General features: G+C 40.1%; 23 protein-coding genes. 10 read left to right on the top strand and 13 right to left on the bottom strand.

Features of this window, described 5'->3' with window-relative positions:
• Nucleotides 1-15 precede the first annotated feature (15 nt).
• The 5 genes from ABES52_RS04690 to fabL all read right to left on the bottom strand — a co-directional run bounded on the left by ABES52_RS04690 (nucleotide 16) and on the right by fabL (nucleotide 3949).
• Complete coding sequence (locus tag ABES52_RS04690) at nucleotides 16-1782, bottom strand: ABC transporter ATP-binding protein (protein WP_429649438.1); 1767 nt, start codon at nucleotides 1780-1782, stop codon at nucleotides 16-18.
• 72 nt (nucleotides 1783-1854) lie between these two features.
• On the bottom strand, nucleotides 1855-2385 hold the full coding sequence (gene ntdP, locus ABES52_RS04685) for a nucleoside tri-diphosphate phosphatase (protein ID WP_429649436.1): 531 nt from the start codon (nucleotides 2383-2385) through the stop codon (nucleotides 1855-1857).
• 158 nt (nucleotides 2386-2543) lie between these two features.
• Entirely contained in the window at nucleotides 2544-2795 is a 252-nt protein-coding gene (locus tag ABES52_RS04680) for a YgaB family protein (protein ID WP_429649434.1), read from the bottom strand.
• Nucleotides 2796-2953: 158 nt separating this feature from the next.
• A complete protein-coding gene (locus ABES52_RS04675) occupies nucleotides 2954-3130 on the bottom strand; it encodes a gamma-type small acid-soluble spore protein (protein WP_429649432.1) in 177 nt (58 codons plus the stop codon).
• Nucleotides 3131-3199: 69 nt separating this feature from the next.
• Nucleotides 3200-3949 (bottom strand): enoyl-[acyl-carrier-protein] reductase FabL, encoded by a 750-nt coding sequence (gene fabL, locus ABES52_RS04670; protein WP_429649430.1) that lies wholly within the window; start codon nucleotides 3947-3949, stop codon nucleotides 3200-3202.
• Nucleotides 3950-4055: 106 nt separating this feature from the next.
• On the opposite strand from fabL, the gene ABES52_RS04665 reads away from it, so the two are divergent.
• Nucleotides 4056-4280: a mother cell protein YfhS gene (locus tag ABES52_RS04665; RefSeq protein WP_429649428.1), complete on the top strand. Its 225-nt coding sequence runs from the start codon at nucleotides 4056-4058 to the stop codon at nucleotides 4278-4280.
• 266 nt (nucleotides 4281-4546) lie between these two features.
• Here ABES52_RS04665 and mutY read toward each other — a convergent pair whose 3' ends face one another.
• Nucleotides 4547-5644: an A/G-specific adenine glycosylase gene (mutY, locus tag ABES52_RS04660; protein ID WP_429649426.1), complete on the bottom strand. Its 1098-nt coding sequence runs from the start codon at nucleotides 5642-5644 to the stop codon at nucleotides 4547-4549.
• Between the two features lie 43 nt (nucleotides 5645-5687).
• Nucleotides 5688-5999 carry a hypothetical protein gene (locus tag ABES52_RS04655; protein ID WP_429649424.1) on the bottom strand — a complete coding sequence of 104 codons (312 nt, stop codon included), beginning with the start codon at nucleotides 5997-5999 and terminating at the stop codon, nucleotides 5688-5690.
• A 111-nt stretch (nucleotides 6000-6110) separates the two neighbouring features.
• Between ABES52_RS04655 and ABES52_RS04650 the strand changes: the two genes are divergently transcribed.
• Nucleotides 6111-7097, top strand: a complete 987-nt coding sequence (locus ABES52_RS04650; protein ID WP_429649422.1) for a metal-dependent hydrolase — start codon at nucleotides 6111-6113, stop codon at nucleotides 7095-7097.
• A gap of 32 nt (nucleotides 7098-7129) precedes the next feature.
• Here the strand turns inward: ABES52_RS04650 and ABES52_RS04645 are convergent, their stop codons facing one another.
• Nucleotides 7130-7393 (bottom strand): YfhJ family protein, encoded by a 264-nt coding sequence (locus ABES52_RS04645; protein ID WP_429649471.1) that lies wholly within the window; start codon nucleotides 7391-7393, stop codon nucleotides 7130-7132.
• Between the two features lie 141 nt (nucleotides 7394-7534).
• Between ABES52_RS04645 and ABES52_RS04640 the strand changes: the two genes are divergently transcribed.
• Nucleotides 7535-7705, top strand: a complete 171-nt coding sequence (locus tag ABES52_RS04640; protein WP_429649420.1) for a small, acid-soluble spore protein K — start codon at nucleotides 7535-7537, stop codon at nucleotides 7703-7705.
• Between the two features lie 13 nt (nucleotides 7706-7718).
• Nucleotides 7719-7877, top strand: coding sequence for a YpzG family protein (locus ABES52_RS04635; protein ID WP_429649418.1), 159 nt, complete (start codon nucleotides 7719-7721; stop codon nucleotides 7875-7877).
• A 38-nt stretch (nucleotides 7878-7915) separates the two neighbouring features.
• Here ABES52_RS04635 and ABES52_RS04630 read toward each other — a convergent pair whose 3' ends face one another.
• A complete protein-coding gene (locus ABES52_RS04630) occupies nucleotides 7916-8242 on the bottom strand; it encodes a YfhH family protein (RefSeq protein ID WP_429649416.1) in 327 nt (108 codons plus the stop codon).
• 96 nt (nucleotides 8243-8338) lie between these two features.
• On the opposite strand from ABES52_RS04630, the gene ABES52_RS04625 reads away from it, so the two are divergent.
• Nucleotides 8339-9010, top strand: coding sequence for an SDR family NAD(P)-dependent oxidoreductase (locus ABES52_RS04625; RefSeq protein ID WP_429649414.1), 672 nt, complete (start codon nucleotides 8339-8341; stop codon nucleotides 9008-9010).
• A gap of 100 nt (nucleotides 9011-9110) precedes the next feature.
• Here the strand turns inward: ABES52_RS04625 and recX are convergent, their stop codons facing one another.
• Entirely contained in the window at nucleotides 9111-9911 is an 801-nt protein-coding gene (gene recX, locus ABES52_RS04620; RefSeq protein ID WP_429649412.1) for a recombination regulator RecX, read from the bottom strand.
• 103 nt (nucleotides 9912-10014) lie between these two features.
• On the opposite strand from recX, the gene ABES52_RS04615 reads away from it, so the two are divergent.
• The 5 genes from ABES52_RS04615 to ABES52_RS04595 all read left to right on the top strand — a co-directional run bounded on the left by ABES52_RS04615 (nucleotide 10015) and on the right by ABES52_RS04595 (nucleotide 12529).
• Nucleotides 10015-10947, top strand: coding sequence for a TIGR01777 family oxidoreductase (locus tag ABES52_RS04615; RefSeq protein WP_429649469.1), 933 nt, complete (start codon nucleotides 10015-10017; stop codon nucleotides 10945-10947).
• A gap of 6 nt (nucleotides 10948-10953) precedes the next feature.
• On the top strand, nucleotides 10954-11070 hold the full coding sequence (locus ABES52_RS04610) for a DUF4177 domain-containing protein (protein ID WP_429649410.1): 117 nt from the start codon (nucleotides 10954-10956) through the stop codon (nucleotides 11068-11070).
• 147 nt (nucleotides 11071-11217) lie between these two features.
• A complete protein-coding gene (locus ABES52_RS04605; RefSeq protein WP_429649408.1) occupies nucleotides 11218-11343 on the top strand; it encodes a YfhE family protein in 126 nt (41 codons plus the stop codon).
• Between the two features lie 98 nt (nucleotides 11344-11441).
• Nucleotides 11442-11612: a YfhD family protein gene (locus ABES52_RS04600; RefSeq protein ID WP_429649406.1), complete on the top strand. Its 171-nt coding sequence runs from the start codon at nucleotides 11442-11444 to the stop codon at nucleotides 11610-11612.
• Nucleotides 11613-12139: 527 nt separating this feature from the next.
• Nucleotides 12140-12529 (top strand): hypothetical protein, encoded by a 390-nt coding sequence (locus ABES52_RS04595; protein ID WP_429649404.1) that lies wholly within the window; start codon nucleotides 12140-12142, stop codon nucleotides 12527-12529.
• A gap of 697 nt (nucleotides 12530-13226) precedes the next feature.
• Here the strand turns inward: ABES52_RS04595 and ABES52_RS04590 are convergent.
• The 3 genes from ABES52_RS04590 to ABES52_RS04580 are packed head-to-tail and all read right to left on the bottom strand — an operon-like array spanning nucleotide 13227 to nucleotide 15500.
• The gene (locus tag ABES52_RS04590) at nucleotides 13227-13829 is read right to left on the bottom strand and encodes a response regulator transcription factor (protein WP_429649402.1); all 603 of its coding nucleotides are present in this window, start codon (nucleotides 13827-13829) and stop codon (nucleotides 13227-13229) included.
• A 47-nt stretch (nucleotides 13830-13876) separates the two neighbouring features.
• Nucleotides 13877-14617 (bottom strand): ABC transporter permease, encoded by a 741-nt coding sequence (locus tag ABES52_RS04585; RefSeq protein WP_429649400.1) that lies wholly within the window; start codon nucleotides 14615-14617, stop codon nucleotides 13877-13879.
• On the bottom strand, nucleotides 14565-15500 hold the full coding sequence (locus ABES52_RS04580; protein WP_429649398.1) for an ABC transporter ATP-binding protein: 936 nt from the start codon (nucleotides 15498-15500) through the stop codon (nucleotides 14565-14567). The genes ABES52_RS04585 and ABES52_RS04580 overlap by 53 nt, the downstream gene beginning before the upstream one ends.
• Between the last annotated feature and the right edge of the window lie 111 nt (nucleotides 15501-15611).

Genomic DNA, 15611 nt, shown 5'->3' with positions numbered 1-15611 from the left:
CATTTCCATCTGGCTTTACATTTGTGATACTTCTTCATGATGTAATTGTTGAATCGTAAACAAATCGTAGTATGAGCCGCGTTTAGCCATCAATTCTTCATGCGTTCCCATTTCCACAATTTGACCGTGTTCCATGACCACAATACGATCCGCATGAGTAATGGTAGACAATCGATGGGCCACAATAAATGTGGTTCGATCTTTTGCCAGCTCATCTAGTGCCTTTTGAATATATTGTTCGCTTTCTAAGTCAAGTGCAGAGGTCGCTTCATCTAAAATAAGAATTGGCGGATTTTTTAAGAAAATACGCGCAATCGCAATGCGCTGCTTTTGTCCGCCGGATAGTTTAACGCCACGCTCACCGACTTTTGTATCGTAACCGTTCGGCAAGTTCATAATAAATTCGTGGGCATTCGCTGCTTTAGCAGCGGCAATTACTTCTTCGTCTGTCGCATCTGGTTTTCCTAATAAAATGTTTGTTTTGACAGATTCGCTAAATAAAATAGTATCTTGCAACACTATTCCAATTTGGTCGCGTAAACTGCGAATTTTTATATCCCGAATATCCGTTCCATCGAGCAAAATTCGTCCTTCTGTCACATCGTAAAACCGCGGAATTAAGCTGACTAATGACGATTTTCCTCCCCCACTCATCCCAACAAGCGCAACGGTCTCTCCAGGTTTAACGTCAAGATGAATGTTTTTCAAAACGGGGAGTTCTTTATCATCGTATGCAAACGAAACATTTTCAAACGTAATGCGCCCTTCCACGTTCGGACACTCCACCGCATTTTCATAGTCGACAACATCATATTTTTCATCTAAAAATTCAAACACCCGATCCATAGAGGCAATCGACTGTGTTAACGTCGTCGAAGAGTTGACAAGACGACGAAGCGGATTGTACAACCGATCAATGTAAGCAATAAAGGCAACCATCGTCCCTAGCGTCAAATTCCCTTGAATGACATGATAGCCAGAATACAAAATGACGAGAAGCGGAGCGACATCCGTAATCGTGTTTACCACCGCAAATGCTTTAGCGTTCCAGCTCGTATGTTCCAGCGCTTTCTCTAAAAAGCGACCGTTATGTTCACGGAAGTTTTTTTGCTCGTAATCTTCAATCGCCAAGCTTTTAATAACCGACATTCCTTGAACCCGCTCATGCAAATAGCTTTGAACTTCCGCTAACGCTTGAGAACGTTTTCGAGTCAATTTTCGTAAGTTCCCAAAAAAGTACTTCACGGATACGGCATATAACGGAAGGACCACGATCGAAACAAGCGTCAATTTCAAGTCCATCGTAAACATAATGCCAATCGCGATAAAAATGGTCGCCATATCGAGCCATAGGTTCATCAGCCCAGTAATCACAAAGCTTTTCGTTTGCTCAACATCGTTGATGACACGAGAGATCACTTCACCGGCTTTTGTGTTGGCGTAATATTTAAACGAAAGCTTTTGAATATGCGTAAACAAGCGGTCGCGTATGTCATACAATACTTTATTTCCTGTCCATTGCGCAAAATATTGTCGGTAATACTCAATTGGCGGCCGAATCACAATAAATATGAACAGCATCGCCGCCATCGTCCAAAACAGACGGGTTGTTTTCTCGTCTGCCGTTAAAAATTCATTACCAACGATATCGTCGATGACGTATTTAATTAATATAGGAATTAAGAGGGGGATCGAAAATTTAACGATTCCAATCACAATCGTAGCAGCAATTTGCGATTTATAAGGTTTGACAAATTGCATATATCGTTTGATGCTGCCCAACGCCCTCACCTCACTTTCCGCGTTGTCCTCATGAAAAAACCTGTTGAAAAACCAACAGGCATTGAAATGTAATTATTTACGATACATTAAATATCGCTCATACCACGTATCGATAAAATCAGGGGCAAATGGTCCTTTCCGTTGTCGAATCCATCGAATTAATTTATCGACATTTCTTTTTAATATTTGGTCGATCACATCGGGATACCCCATTGACTTACGGTGCGTTTCGTATTCATCTTCATCCAACAATGTAAACGTCATATCGGGATACACTTTAATATCCAAATCATAATCTATGTATTTTAACGCCTCGTGATCGTATACGAAAGGTGAACTTAAATTACAATAATAATAAATTCCGTCTTCCCGGAGCATCCCGATAATGTTAAACCAATGTTGGGAATGGAAGTAACAAATAGCAGGTTCGCGGGTAATCCATGTCCGTCCATCAGCTTCGGTAACCATAGTACGATCATTTCCGCCGATCACCATATGCCGCGAACCTTTCAACACCACCGTTTCTTGCCAAATTCGATGGATGGTACCGTTATGTTTATAGCTTTGGATTTGAATCGCTTCGCCTTCAACGGGAACCCCCATTAAATCTCCCTACTTTCTTTCTATAATCCGATTTCCATATGTATCAAGAAAATTTTGTATAAATGAAAAAAAACGTCCAAGAATACACCTATGTTTTATTATTATAACGGTTCAACACAAATTTTAAAACAAAAGAGCCTTGTTTTTCACAATGGCTCTTACACGATCGCATTGAAATCTCGATAGGATTGAATGACTTCGTCGGTTTGGGCTTCAAACTGTTTTTGAATTTGATACAATTCTTCTTTCATTTTAACAATTTCTTGTTTAATGCTTTCGACTTTCGCCTCATCCTGTAAGGCGGTTAATTCTTCTTTTAATTTTTGACATCTTTCAATTTCAGCCTGCAAATAGAGTAGTTTATCCATCGTTTTCATTTGCTTTTGAACAAGCTCATTAAATAGCGCCATAAAAAAACACCCCTCATGATTGCGTCTCGCTATATAAGTTCTTGATGAAGCGATGATTTTCCTTTGACTACTTCTGTCTGAACGCCATTTCTTTTGTCGAATATTTGAGTTCGAAAAAAAGACCTCTTCCAGGTGGAAGAAGCCTCTTTATCAAATGGTTATTGGTTTTGTTGTTGATTTTGCGGACTGTATTGACCAGACGTTTGGTTTTTACGAGCTTCCGCCTGTTGGTTTTGTTGCTTTACGTTTTGTACGTTTGTTTCACTTCCAAACTCAGTCGCGTATTGTTGTTGAGCTTGCTGTTGAGCTTGTTGTTGGCGTTGCTGTTTTGCCATTGTTATCACCTCCACGGTTTATAATGTAACCAACACGTGGGGTGTCTATCCGAAAAAATTTTTGGAAAATTATACTAACAATGAGCGTCCACCATCGACAATAATTGTTTGTCCGCGAATCATAAACGCATCGTCAGAAACTAAAAATAATACCGCTTTGACGATGTCTTCAATTTCCACCATGCGGCCGGCAGGTGTTTTTTCCCTTGCGTCGGCTAATAACTCTTCCCGGTTCGGAAAATGCGTCAGCGCATCCGTATCGATCGCACCACCTGAAATAGCGTTAACGACAATGTTTTTCGGAGCAAGCTCGACGGCTAAATAACGAGTTAACGCTTCTAATGCCGCTTTCGATACACCAACTGTCGTATAGTTATCTAAATAGCGAATCGAGCCTAACGAACTAATGCTGACAATTTTTCCACCGCCGACTTTTTCCATGAGTTTGGCTGCCTCTTGGGCACAGAATAGCAACGCTTTACTGTTTATGTTCATCGTCCAATCCCAATGAGACTCTTCCAGTTCCATCGCCGGACGAAGCACACCTGATGCAGCGTTATTTACAAACACGTCGAGCCGACCGAACGTTTCTTCAATTTGGATAAACATCGCTTTAATTTTTTCCACATCACCGACATTGGCTTTCACGACTAACGCTTTTCTTCCAAGCGCCTCCACCTCAGAAGCGACTTCCAATGCTTTCGTCTTACTACGCGCATAGTTAATGACAATATCGTATCCTTTTTCCGCTAACGCCAATGCAATAGCTCTTCCTACTCCACGACTACTCCCTGTGACTAATGCAACTTGATTACTCATGCAAATCCTTCCTTTCCATTTCGTCCATTTCATTGTACCGATTCCACGAATAACGAACAACGTTTCCTCAAAAAATATCGATGATAACGAAAGGGAGTGACGAAAGATGTATGTTGGTCGAGATATGACCGAATTGTCTATGACACCATATTCCGAATGGAAAGAGAGTGAACTGGTCTTTTTCCATCATTCACTACAACAAATGGTGCCGTATTTAAATCAAGAAGGACAGCAAATTCATAAGAATATTGTGAAGGAAATTGAAAGACGAGGCGGGTTAAAACGAAATGAAGCGGATTATACGCACGGAACAAGAATTAGTTACGATTAAAATGAAAAAGGAGTGGCTGTTGCCCTCCTTTTCTTATGCTTTAAGTACTTTTTCACTTTACGTTCTATGCTGAATACTTTCTATTTGGACCTTTTTACTTTACGTTCTATGCTAAATACTTTCTATTTGGACCTTTTTACTTTACGTTCTATGCGAATACTTTCTGTTTGGACCTTTTTACTTTACGTTCTATGCTGAATACTTTCTGTTTGGACCTTTTTACTTTACGTTCTGTGCTAAATACTTTCTGTTTGAACCTTTTTACTTCACGTTCTGTGGTCTTGGTAGGCTTTCCATATTCGTTGATGCGAAACTGGGAAAGCATATTCGGTTAGTTCGTCTTCTGTTACAAGTTTCAGGTCGCATTTAGCCTCATCTACGTTTCCTTGAACAGTGCCTTCATATACGTCCATGTTCCAAATGAGATGGGAAAAAACGTGCTCAATTTTGGTAAACGGTTTTGCTTCAAGATTGACATGAAGATCGTATCGTTCTTTAAGTTCAAACGTCAATCGATCGTTCGGCGCTTGGAACGGATCGGTTTCTACCGTTGGGAATTCCCAAAGGTTCGCTAACAGTCCTTCTTTCGGCCGTTTATGAATCGCCAAACGTCCCTTCTCATCCCGAAGAACTGCCACTAGCAATTGAACACGTTTTACTTTTTGTTTTTTCGTTTTTACTGGGAGCTGTTCATGGACGCCTTCTTGAAATCCAAGACAATGTTCGCGCACGGGACATAATAAACAAGATGGAGAAGTTGGGGTACAAATGAGCGCTCCTAATTCCATCAGTGCTTGGTTAAAATAGGATGGATTTTCATGAGAAATAAGAGCTGTTACCGCTTGTTCGAACACTTTCCGAGATGATGCTTTGGCAATGTCGTCCCAAATGGTCAAAATCCGGGAAAGGACCCGCATAACATTTCCATCTACTGCATGTTCAGGCACATCATAGGCAATGCTTAAAATCGCTCCTGCCGTATAAGGGCCCACTCCTTTCAATTTCGAGATTTCTTTTCTTGTTTTTGGTACGACCCCACCATATTTTTCTTTCACTTCGCGTACTGCCGTTTGTAAATTGCGAACGCGAGAATAATAGCCAAGTCCTTCCCAAGCTTTTAACACTTCTTCTTCATCAGCCTCGGCTAATGCATCAATTGTCGGAAATTTTTCGATAAAACGGTTAAAATAAGGGATAACCGTATCGACCCGTGTTTGTTGAAGCATAACTTCAGATACCCAAATTTTATATGGGTCTTTATCTTTTCGCCATGGTAAATCTCGCTGCTCTCGTTCAAACCATTGGATTAAATCGCGTTGAAATTGTTTGATTGGAAAATTTTCTAGTTGCTTTAATGGTTGCATGTATACCTCCATGATGTTACCATTTCTTCAAATTGGGAATATATTATGTACGGAATCGTTTCACACCATAGCACTGAATACACCTTACCCCTCCATGCACATATCGGTCAAGTAAACCAAATACAGCATGGTGGCGCGAAGTACGTAATTTTTTTAAAGCAAAGTAATGCGACTCGGTCGGTACGATAAACCATTCGGTCATTTGCTTCAAGTGATCCGATGTCCATTCCCACCGAATGTTTGCTGCTTCGTAATTTTCCAAATGATGAGCGACGTCGTACATCAGTTGCTCATACTGAGGAATAAACGATTCATGAACTTCATATTGAAGAAACATTTGGACGAATGGTTTCATATTGAAAAACTCCTTTTTACCTTACCATTTTTTCATAAAAAGCCAAAGAGGGGAACGTTTCCTTCCCTTTTAATCCACTCCCAATGTATATCAATTAAAGGAGGGGACTTAGTGGATACTGGTACACACATCGTGATGGGGGTTGCTTTAGGCGGCCTAGCCACATTAGACCCAGTTATTGCTAACGATCCAATTACCGCCCAAAGTGTATTAATTGGAACGATTATTGGATCCCAAATTCCAGATATTGATACCGTATTGAAGCTAAAAAATAATGCCGTATATATTCGACATCACCGCGGAGTTACTCATTCAATTCCAGCTGTTATTATTTGGCCTCTTGTGATTATGGTTGGTTTGATCATCTTTTTTCCTGAGGCCAACATGTTTCACTTATGGATTTGGACGTTTCTTGCCGTTTTCCTCCATGTATTTGTCGACATCTTCAACGCCTATGGCACACAAGCGTTACGTCCGTTTTCGTCGAAATGGGTCGCTTTAGGGTGGATTAACACATTTGATCCGTTCATATTTACAGCATTTGTCGGTGGACTCATCATTTGGGGGATTGGCGGTGACCCGGGTTGGACCTTTTTGTCGATTTTTCTTTTAATCGTCGGCTACTACGGCATCCGATATTTTTATCAACGAATGTTGCGGCATATCATCCAACAGCAAATTCCCGATGCTAAACAGATCATCATCATTCCGACGATGCGCTTTTTCCAATGGCGCATAGCTGTGATGACACCATCGAAATTTTATGTCGGCAGAGCTCATAAACGGTCAGTAACCATTTTAGATGAATTTAGACGAAAAGCCGTACCGGACTCCCCGGTAATGGAAGCAGCGAAAAAAGATAAAAACATATCCGCTTTCCTATCGTTTTCTCCGATGCATCGGTGGGAAGTAAAAGAAACAGATGATTACGTAGAAGTACGATTTATCGATCTCCGTTACCGAAGCAACGGACATTATCCATTTGTCGCCATTGTTCATTTGGATGACAACTTGAAAATTATACGTTCTTATACCGGCTGGGTGTTTAGTGAAGATCGCTTACAGAGAAAATTGGACACAATTGAAAATTATTCGTAAACAAGAGCCGACTCTTTGTAAGCCGGCTCTTGTTAATGCACGTGTGGATCACGAAGAAGATGAGCATATTTTGGATTGGTTGCCACAAATTCATGGAGTCGTGGACCATAGTTTTCAATCCATTGTCTAACTACTTTTTCCGTCATTTCGCTTCCTTTATACGAACGACCAGCTTTCGCGTACGTTGTTTCAAAATCTTCCCAAAGCAGTTCAACAAGCGTGCGAGCTTTTTCATACGTAAGTTGTTGATTTTTTTCAAGTAAAATTGCTGTTAAACGCTCATAATATTCTTCCATCATCATCTGTGTTCGCTCCTTTCCAATAAATATTGCTCATAGGTGTTATTGTTCCGTTCATACTATTAGTACGTGAAAAGATGATTGATTCATTGGTGGTCTTTTCACGGTTTTGTCATCCTTTTAACCATGGAGGGGCTTATGCGAAACAAAGCAAAAAAGTTTCCTAACAAAGATGTAAATCGCTTTGAAGGCGAACCACAAGCAAAAGAAGCCTTTGCTTCAAGACGGGCGAATGGCACGATTAATACCCATCCTCAGGAGCGTATGCACGCATCTGGACAACGTGCAGAAGATCCTGAAGAAGGATAAAGGAGACATTCACATGGCAAAAAGAACCGGACAATTTTCTGCCGATCATTACATCAGTCCGTTCAACCGTGGCTGGTATAACACAAAACACGCCCATCACCAAGTTAATGGGGAAACGAGTTTGACACAATCCTTAATTATTTTAGAAAATGAAACTCGGAAACGCTCATAAGAAGGAAAGGGCCTGACGTCATGTCAGCCCTTTTTTCTTTATTTATTTAATTTTTTCAAAAGAGAAATCGGAAGCCCCTCTTCTTGTCCATCTCCGTTTAATCGATAGCCCCATGCAAAAACACCATTTAAATATTCGACTTTAAAGTAACTTCCAGGGTCACCTTCAATGGCATAAATTTCGCCTGGTTGAAAATCATTTGGATCTAACAAATACGCTTGAGCCATTGCCGCTTTTCTTTCTAAAACGGCAAATTCATTTACCATTCCCAGTTGTTCTGCTTTGCGAGCTTTTTCTTTCAATCGAGCAATTTCTTGTTTTAATTCGTATTCAGTCATTTCACTGTATCTTTTTTCTTGTATCATTGTTCCCACCACCTTATCATGTACAGTATAGAAAAAAATGTATCTTCAGAAAAGAACTTTTGTTTGGAAAAGGATACAACGGAAAGGATGACTTGTATGAAAACGGCATTGATTACGGGAGCAGGCACTGGTTTAGGGAAAGAACTTGCTTTATTGTTAAGTGAAAAAGGATATTTTATTTATGCTTGTGGTCGTAACAAAGAAACATTAAATGAAACGATTCGTGAAATCACAGAACGTGGCGGTCAAGGAGAAGCGCTCACATTGGACGTTCGTTCGTTCGAAGATGTGTCTTCAAAGATTGCTGCACTTTCACGTCCAATCGATTTATTGGTCAATAATGCTGGTGTCGGCTTCTTCGGCCCATTTTTACAAAGCACCTACGATGAAATGAACCAAATGTTTACGACCAATGTGTATGGACCGATCTTTTTAACAAAAGCTGTGTTACCATCGATGCGTGAACGGAACAATGGTGTTGTTCTTAACATTATTTCCACAGCTGGCTTACGCGGAAAGAAAAATGAAGCCTTATACGTGGCGAGTAAATTCGCCTTACGTGGGTTTACCGAAAGCTTACAAAAAGAATATGAAGGAACAGGCATCCGCTTTGTGGCAGCGTATATGGGTGGCATGAACACTCCATTCTGGGACGATTCTGATCATATTTCTGATAAAAGCCGGTTACGTTCGCCTAAAGAAGTAGCTGAGTTCATCGTCGAACGGTTTGAAACCGAGTCTGAAATTGTTATTGAATCCAAAAAGTAAAAGCAGTAAGGGGCTGAGCGGACAGCCCCTTTTTTGTTCTTGTTATTTAACGGACGATTATAAGAGTGTTTTACTCGATCCTAAGCAGTCCCTTTTCCAATCATTCCTCTTCCTGACGATAAGATAAATACCGCTCGATCCATTCCATGGAGAATCCTTTTCGATACAGGGCTTGTTTCATTTTTTGCTCGTACACGTATCCATCGTATTTGGAATATCGTCGGTGGGCTTTGTCCCCTTCTTTTTTTACCGCTTCCCACTCTTCTTCCTCGCATTTTTCAATGACCAGTTCGGATAAGACATCACGCACAATTGAACTTGGATATCCTTTTCGAAGCAGCGCCTCTTCCACCTTCCGACGAATCATCAGTTCCGATAAAGAGGCATGTTTTTGAGCCCATTTTTCCGCTAATTTCATCGCACGCTCCCATTCGTCTGCTGAATCAATGGTAGTCATTGTTCGTTCAATGATGCTTTCAGCGATTCCTTTTTCCCGCAGCTCCCGCTGAATCCGCTCTGTTCCTTTATCCGTTGTATTCCATTGCGTTTGAACGAATGCTTGAGCAAATTGTTCATCATTGACATATTGATATTCCCGAAGTTTGTGCATCACTTCTTGAATAATCGTGTCGTCCCACTCTTTTTTCTTTAAGTGGTCCATGACTTCTTTTTCCGATCGCATGCGATGAGCTAAAAATTGAACCGCCACATTTACCCCTTTACGGATCTCATCATGATAGCGAATTTCGGTCAGGTCGAGCTCATTTAACTCTTTTCCCTTTTTCAATCCATAGCGTGCAAGTACCTCTTCATCCACACTAAAGGCGTATTGTCCATCTAAATAAATGTTGTACCTTTCCTTATTTTGTTGCTGTACGGAAATTTTCGTAATAACAGGCATCATCCGTCCTCCTTTTGTATAAAAATTGTAGAATGTTTTATTTGATAAGAAAAGGGAAAAGACACGTCCAGCCCGAAAAGAAAAAAGGAGGAGGTCGTTGACAGTGAACATTGCCATTACAGGAGGAACCGGATTTATCGGAAAAGCAGTCGCTAAACTTTTATTAAGTGAAGGGCATCATGTATATATTTTAACGCGGCACATACCAACCCAACTACCTTTGAAAAATGCAACTTACGTTGAATGGTTACGCGAAGGAAGCTATCCTGAAAACGAACTTCCTGTGATTGATGCGTTTATCCATTTAGCAGGTGAATCGATCAATAGCGGTCGTTGGACGGATGAACAAAAAAAGCGAATTTTGAATAGTCGTATTCATTCCACGCAAGAAGTTCGTCGCATCATTGAGTCGATGCCGAAAAAACCTTGGGTCGTCATCCAAGCGAGTGCCATCGGTTTTTACCCACCCTCTGATTCCAAGACGTATACGGAAATACACGCTGAGCCTGGGAATCACTTTTTAGCCAAAACCATTCAACTATGGGAACAAGAAGGACGAAAAATAGCTGACTTGAACATACGCACCGTCTTTGCCCGTTTTGGTGTTTTACTTGGAAAAAATGAAGGAGCGCTTCCTCGAATAGCCCTCCCTTACAAAATGTTTATCGGTGGAAAAGTTGGTTCAGGAACGCAATGGATGTCATGGATTCACATTGAAGATGCCGCTCGAGCGATTGCGTTCGTCCTTCAACACGAAGACATCCATGGACCTGTGAATTTCACCGCCCCGCATCCTGTTCGCATGGACGAATTTGGTCGGACGTTAGCCACTGTTTTAAAACGACCTCATTGGTTACCAGCACCAGCTTTCGCCTTAAAACTCGTTCTCGGTGAAATGAGCGACCTCGTCCTTACTGGGCAAAAAGTAATACCGAACACGTTAGTTTCGCATGGATTTACGTTTAAGTACCCTTCCCTAAAAGAAGCATTAGAAGACATTTATCATGAGAAAAAATCGGCACAGTCCATCAGTTAGAAACAGGTGGACGAACAAAGGGAATATAAAACGATTACGATTCCGACAGAAGGCTTTTGGGCAGAAAAATACACGAAAACGAAAGAACAGCTGAATCATTATGGCGCTGAAGGTTGGGATTAATTTTAACACCAATCAAGGACACGAGAAGTGATTGCCGGCTTTAAAAGAAGAAAAAGGGGACTAGTTATCCACTATTTATCCCCTTTCTGCATAATTCCTCCTATACAGGGAAAAATAAGAATAACTTTGTGGAAAGGATGTGGGTGAATGGTGGAAAAGAAAAAACGGGACAAAAAGAGACGAGAATTATCAAGTGCACAAGAAGTAACGTATCGCCATGAATTCAAAATGGCAGACCGGGCGGGTGGATATAAGCGGCCTACCTTACCGTAAAATTTTCCAACATAAGTCGTCAAAATTCGCTCATCCTATAAGTACGGAAATCCGCTTCCGTACTTTTTTCATTTTCACTTTGAAAGGAGAGCCATGTCATGGGACGAGGTCGTAGTAAAAATTCCCTTCCACAAGTTCCGAAAAATCAAAAATCAGACGGGTATGATGTTGAATTTTCACAAGAATTAGCCGACCAAGAAGATTTAGAAGCACAAGCACGGGCGAATGCGGCTAATCAACGTGTTCAACTAAATAAGCAAAATAGGTAATATCTTCTAAATTGTGAATAAATTATCCACAATTATGTGGATAATGTTAATAACATTGTGAATTATTTGATAATTATAGTGTTTTTATCCACAATCGTTGTCACAAATTGTGGAAAATTTAAACACTTCATTTGCACAACAAAAGCGTGGCCTTTATGGTCACGCTTATCCCTTTTGATTTTAAATTTTGGCTATGTTATATGTCATTGTTGATTTTTAGCAAGTTGTTCACACGGCGGCGACTCCAGCGGGAACAAGAAGCCGCAAGACCCATACTTGAGCGTAGCGAGGGAAACGGCTTGCGGCTTTCCCGCGGAAAGCGTCCGCCACAAGCGTAATGTATAAATATCAACAGTATCGTTTAACAGACATTCATGCCAATTGCCATTGGCACATCGATGAATGAAATAACAGCAAAAGTTATCCACAGTAATTTAAGGGTAGAGCCTAAATTTTAAATAATATTCTGATCATTAAATAATAAAATAATATAATAATCACTACTCTTTGGAAAGGATGATCTTATTATGAAAAAATTATTCAAAGGAGCAGCTATTGCCTTTATTAGTTTTTTAACTGTTTATCTCCTTCTGTTTGACTTAAGTAGTGATACCGTGGCCGTCATTCCGTTTCTTATATGGATCATTTACCTTACTTGTTTCATTCTTGAACTACTCATTCAATATGTGGAATGGAAATATGATGGAGTCGATGCTACTTGGATTTCAGTTGTCGTGGTCATGTTTCTAATTACTACTCCTTTTTTCAGCAACTTCTATTTCCTCTCGACTATCTTCGTTGGAGCATTGGCTTATTACTTCGGAAGAAAACTAAAAGACCATCCAGTGACCTACGTAATCTCTAGTTTACCAGTAGTTATCTTTTTAGCAGTGATTATACATGCTCAATTGGCGTAGTTGGTTTGTAGAACTATAGTTCGTGCTCCTTTTCACGTGTTTTAACCTATGAGCCAGATTATGTCTTCTATGTTTTATTTTCCGTATTCTATGGGCCTTTTTGTATGCTTTATGTGCCAAATCCTATTTCCAACGGACCAACTTTCCCCCACAGAGTCAAACATCAACTAAGAACACAATATATTATGAAACTTCACAGCCCTTTAGAACATATTTAACAATAAGTATTATTCTTTTGGGGGATTCAAATGAAAAAAGTACTCATACCGTACATGCCGTAATATCGTTATTCAAACCCAATATTGAGAATTACAATTCAACAGTTCGAAATCTTGAGGTCATACAATCATTAAAGGCCATATCATTTTTGACACAAAGGGGGATTTTTTCTCATAAACGTGGGTTTTTTCCTATAAGATTTTGATATTTTCTCATAAAAGTTAGGATTTTTCCCATAAAAGTTAAATTTTTTCTCATAAATTTTGGATTTTTTCTCATATTTAATGTGTTTTGCTCAAATTAATTAAATTATTCCCTTAAAAAAGGATATAGTGGAACATGAACCAATTATCGTTGACCAAAAGATTCACACCGAAAGTGAGGGAGAAATCATTATCCATCATAAAGAATAAGGATCAAACGTTTGGCAATAAATCAAGCGTTTGATCCTTCTAGCTCATAATCACTTGGAGTTCCACTAAATCCATCCGTTCTTTTCAGCCACCGTAATAGCTTCAATCCGGTTTTTCACCTCAAGTTTTGCCAAAATTTCTGACATATAATTGCGTACCGTTCCTGGAGACAAATACAAAGTGGCGGCGATTTCTTTCGTAGTTTTTCCTTTTTTCACGAGTCGAAGTACATCCTGTTCCCGATTGGTTAATGGGTTTTCCGTTTGAACAAATCCAAAAGCAAGTTCTGGGGATACTTCTTTTTTTCCGGTCATAATGTTGCGAATGGCATCAGCTAATTGTTCCACGGGACTATCTTTTAACACATATCCGTGGACACCCGCACGGACCGCTCGTTCAAAATAGCCTGGGCGAGCAAACGTCGTTAAAATCATGACTTTACAAGGGAGCCGTTCGTTCTTAATGGCCTCGGCCACTTCCAAACCGGACTTGACCGGCATTTCAATGTCGAGTAAACAAACATCTGGTTGAAGTTGACGAATGAGTGACAATGCTTCTTCCCCATTCGCTGCTTCCCCAACGACCGTGATATCTTCTTCTAAGTTCAAAAGATTCCCTAAAGCTCCGCGAAGCATCCGCTGATCTTCCGCAATCACAATGCGAATCATGTTCCCCTCTCGCTCTCCCTTCTTAACATCTTGGAGAGTGATTTTTTCTACACCGGCTCTTGTCGTTTTCTACGTATATATACTGATAGTATCATAAAAACAACAAAATATACCATTAAAATCACAATGGTTTCCCAAGATATCGATTGCCCATTAATCAAATTCCACGCTCCTTCTCCCGCACGATAAGAGGGGAGCCATTTTGAAATTTGTTGTAAAAGTTCTGGAAACTGACTTACCGGCATCCATAACCCGCCAACAATGGCCAGCCCAAAGAGAAGAATGTTCGACAACGCTGTTGCTGTTTCCACTTTGTTTAAGCTGCCAACAATCGCTCCTAAGGCCATAAATGGAATAGATGCTAACACAAGCCAAACCATACACATTACCCATTGACTTATAGATAATTGCACATCATTAACCACATATCCGAAAAGAAAAATAAGAATCACTGACACCAAATTAATAAGCAGTTGTGCCATCATTTTCGCCAAAAAATAAAACGCTTCTTTTAATGGAGTAAGCCGAATCATTTTTGACCAACCCAATTTATTCTCATAAACAAACGTAATTCCTAACGAGCACACCGATGAACTAATAAGACTAAATAAAGCCATTGACATCAAATAGTGGGCTTCCCACTCCTCACGAAATGGAAGATCACGATTAACTAAATTGGTAAATATATAATAAAACATGATTGGCATAAACAATGAAAAAAAGAGAAACATCCGATTACGAAACGTTTTCAGAAACTCCACTTTGCACTGCATCCAAAGCGCGTGCATCCACCATTTCCCCTTTCGTTAAATCATCAAATAAATCGTTTAAGCTTCCCTTATCCACAAAAACATCGGATATTGGCAAATCTCGTAAAAATAACTCCCGTAACAAGGCATCCGAATCATTTGTATAAAGCGTTACACGATCCCCATCTTTCATGACGTTCTCTACATATGGAAAATCTGAAAACATCGCTACTTCTTCTTGTTTCCACGTAAATGTTACCGCCCTTTTCATAAATGTTTGTTGAATGTATGTTAACGGACCTTCTGACACCTTTTTTCCTTTATGAATGACGACAATTCGATCGGCCACTGCCTCTGCTTCTTCTAAATAATGCGTCGTAAATAAAATGGTTTTACCTGATCGCTTCATCGATTGAATTTTTTCCCAAAACAGTTTTCTTGAAGTAACGTCCATGCCGACAGTCGGTTCGTCTAAAAAAATCAAATCGGGATTTCCGGCCATCGCTAACGCAAAAGCTAGTCGCCGTTTTTGACCACCTGATAATTTTTGAGCCATCGTGTTAGCCTGATTTTCTAACAGGACCATTTGAAGCAGTTCTTGGTGAGAAAAAGGATGCGGATAGTAGCTGCGGAATAAATCAATGAGTTCTTTTACTTTTACATCATCGGGAATAATTGAATGTTGCAGCATCACCCCGATTCGGTTACGGACTTGGTTCGGCTTTTTTCCAAACAGTTGAACTTCTCCAGATGTTGGATTTAATATGCCAAGCATAATCGAAATCAGAGTCGTTTTTCCCGCCCCATTCGGACCTAAAATGGCCACGGTTTCTCCTCGATCGATCATTAAACTTACCCTGTCAACCGCTTTCAGATCACGAAACATTTTGGACACTTCTTTTATTTGAATGACCGTCTCCATGTTTTCTCCTCCTTTTACCAACATTTTACTCGAGCAAATCGTTTGCTGTTAGTAAAGGGTGTCATGGTTTTTACATGACAAATGTCATATTGGTGTTTCATTTTTTATTTA

Origin of the sequence: Aeribacillus pallidus (assembly GCF_050478865.1) — a bacterium.
GTDB lineage: Bacteria > Bacillota > Bacilli > Bacillales > JACDOC01 > JACDOC01.
This window is presented reverse-complemented; position numbering and strand designations above follow the sequence as displayed.

Coding starts and splice junctions, on each gene's coding strand:
- ntdP (WP_429649436.1), bottom strand. CDS start 2,385: ATGGGGGTTCCCGTTGAAGGCGAAGCGATTCAAATCCAAAGCTATAAA.
- ABES52_RS04680 (WP_429649434.1), bottom strand. CDS start 2,795: ATGGCGCTATTTAATGAGCTTGTTCAAAAGCAAATGAAAACGATGGAT.
- ABES52_RS04675 (WP_429649432.1), bottom strand. CDS start 3,130: ATGGCAAAACAGCAACGCCAACAACAAGCTCAACAGCAAGCTCAACAA.
- fabL (WP_429649430.1), bottom strand. CDS start 3,949: ATGAGTAATCAAGTTGCATTAGTCACAGGGAGTAGTCGTGGAGTAGGA.
- ABES52_RS04665 (WP_429649428.1), top strand. CDS start 4,056: ATGTATGTTGGTCGAGATATGACCGAATTGTCTATGACACCATATTCC.
- mutY (WP_429649426.1), bottom strand. CDS start 5,644: ATGCAACCATTAAAGCAACTAGAAAATTTTCCAATCAAACAATTTCAA.
- ABES52_RS04655 (WP_429649424.1), bottom strand. CDS start 5,999: ATGAAACCATTCGTCCAAATGTTTCTTCAATATGAAGTTCATGAATCG.
- ABES52_RS04645 (WP_429649471.1), bottom strand. CDS start 7,393: ATGGAAGAATATTATGAGCGTTTAACAGCAATTTTACTTGAAAAAAAT.
- ABES52_RS04640 (WP_429649420.1), top strand. CDS start 7,535: ATGCGAAACAAAGCAAAAAAGTTTCCTAACAAAGATGTAAATCGCTTT.
- ABES52_RS04635 (WP_429649418.1), top strand. CDS start 7,719: ATGGCAAAAAGAACCGGACAATTTTCTGCCGATCATTACATCAGTCCG.
- ABES52_RS04630 (WP_429649416.1), bottom strand. CDS start 8,242: ATGATACAAGAAAAAAGATACAGTGAAATGACTGAATACGAATTAAAA.
- ABES52_RS04625 (WP_429649414.1), top strand. CDS start 8,339: ATGAAAACGGCATTGATTACGGGAGCAGGCACTGGTTTAGGGAAAGAA.
- recX (WP_429649412.1), bottom strand. CDS start 9,911: ATGCCTGTTATTACGAAAATTTCCGTACAGCAACAAAATAAGGAAAGG.
- ABES52_RS04605 (WP_429649408.1), top strand. CDS start 11,218: ATGGTGGAAAAGAAAAAACGGGACAAAAAGAGACGAGAATTATCAAGT.
- ABES52_RS04600 (WP_429649406.1), top strand. CDS start 11,442: ATGGGACGAGGTCGTAGTAAAAATTCCCTTCCACAAGTTCCGAAAAAT.
- ABES52_RS04595 (WP_429649404.1), top strand. CDS start 12,140: ATGAAAAAATTATTCAAAGGAGCAGCTATTGCCTTTATTAGTTTTTTA.
- ABES52_RS04590 (WP_429649402.1), bottom strand. CDS start 13,829: ATGATTCGCATTGTGATTGCGGAAGATCAGCGGATGCTTCGCGGAGCT.
- ABES52_RS04585 (WP_429649400.1), bottom strand. CDS start 14,617: ATGCACGCGCTTTGGATGCAGTGCAAAGTGGAGTTTCTGAAAACGTTT.
- ABES52_RS04580 (WP_429649398.1), bottom strand. CDS start 15,500: ATGGAGACGGTCATTCAAATAAAAGAAGTGTCCAAAATGTTTCGTGAT.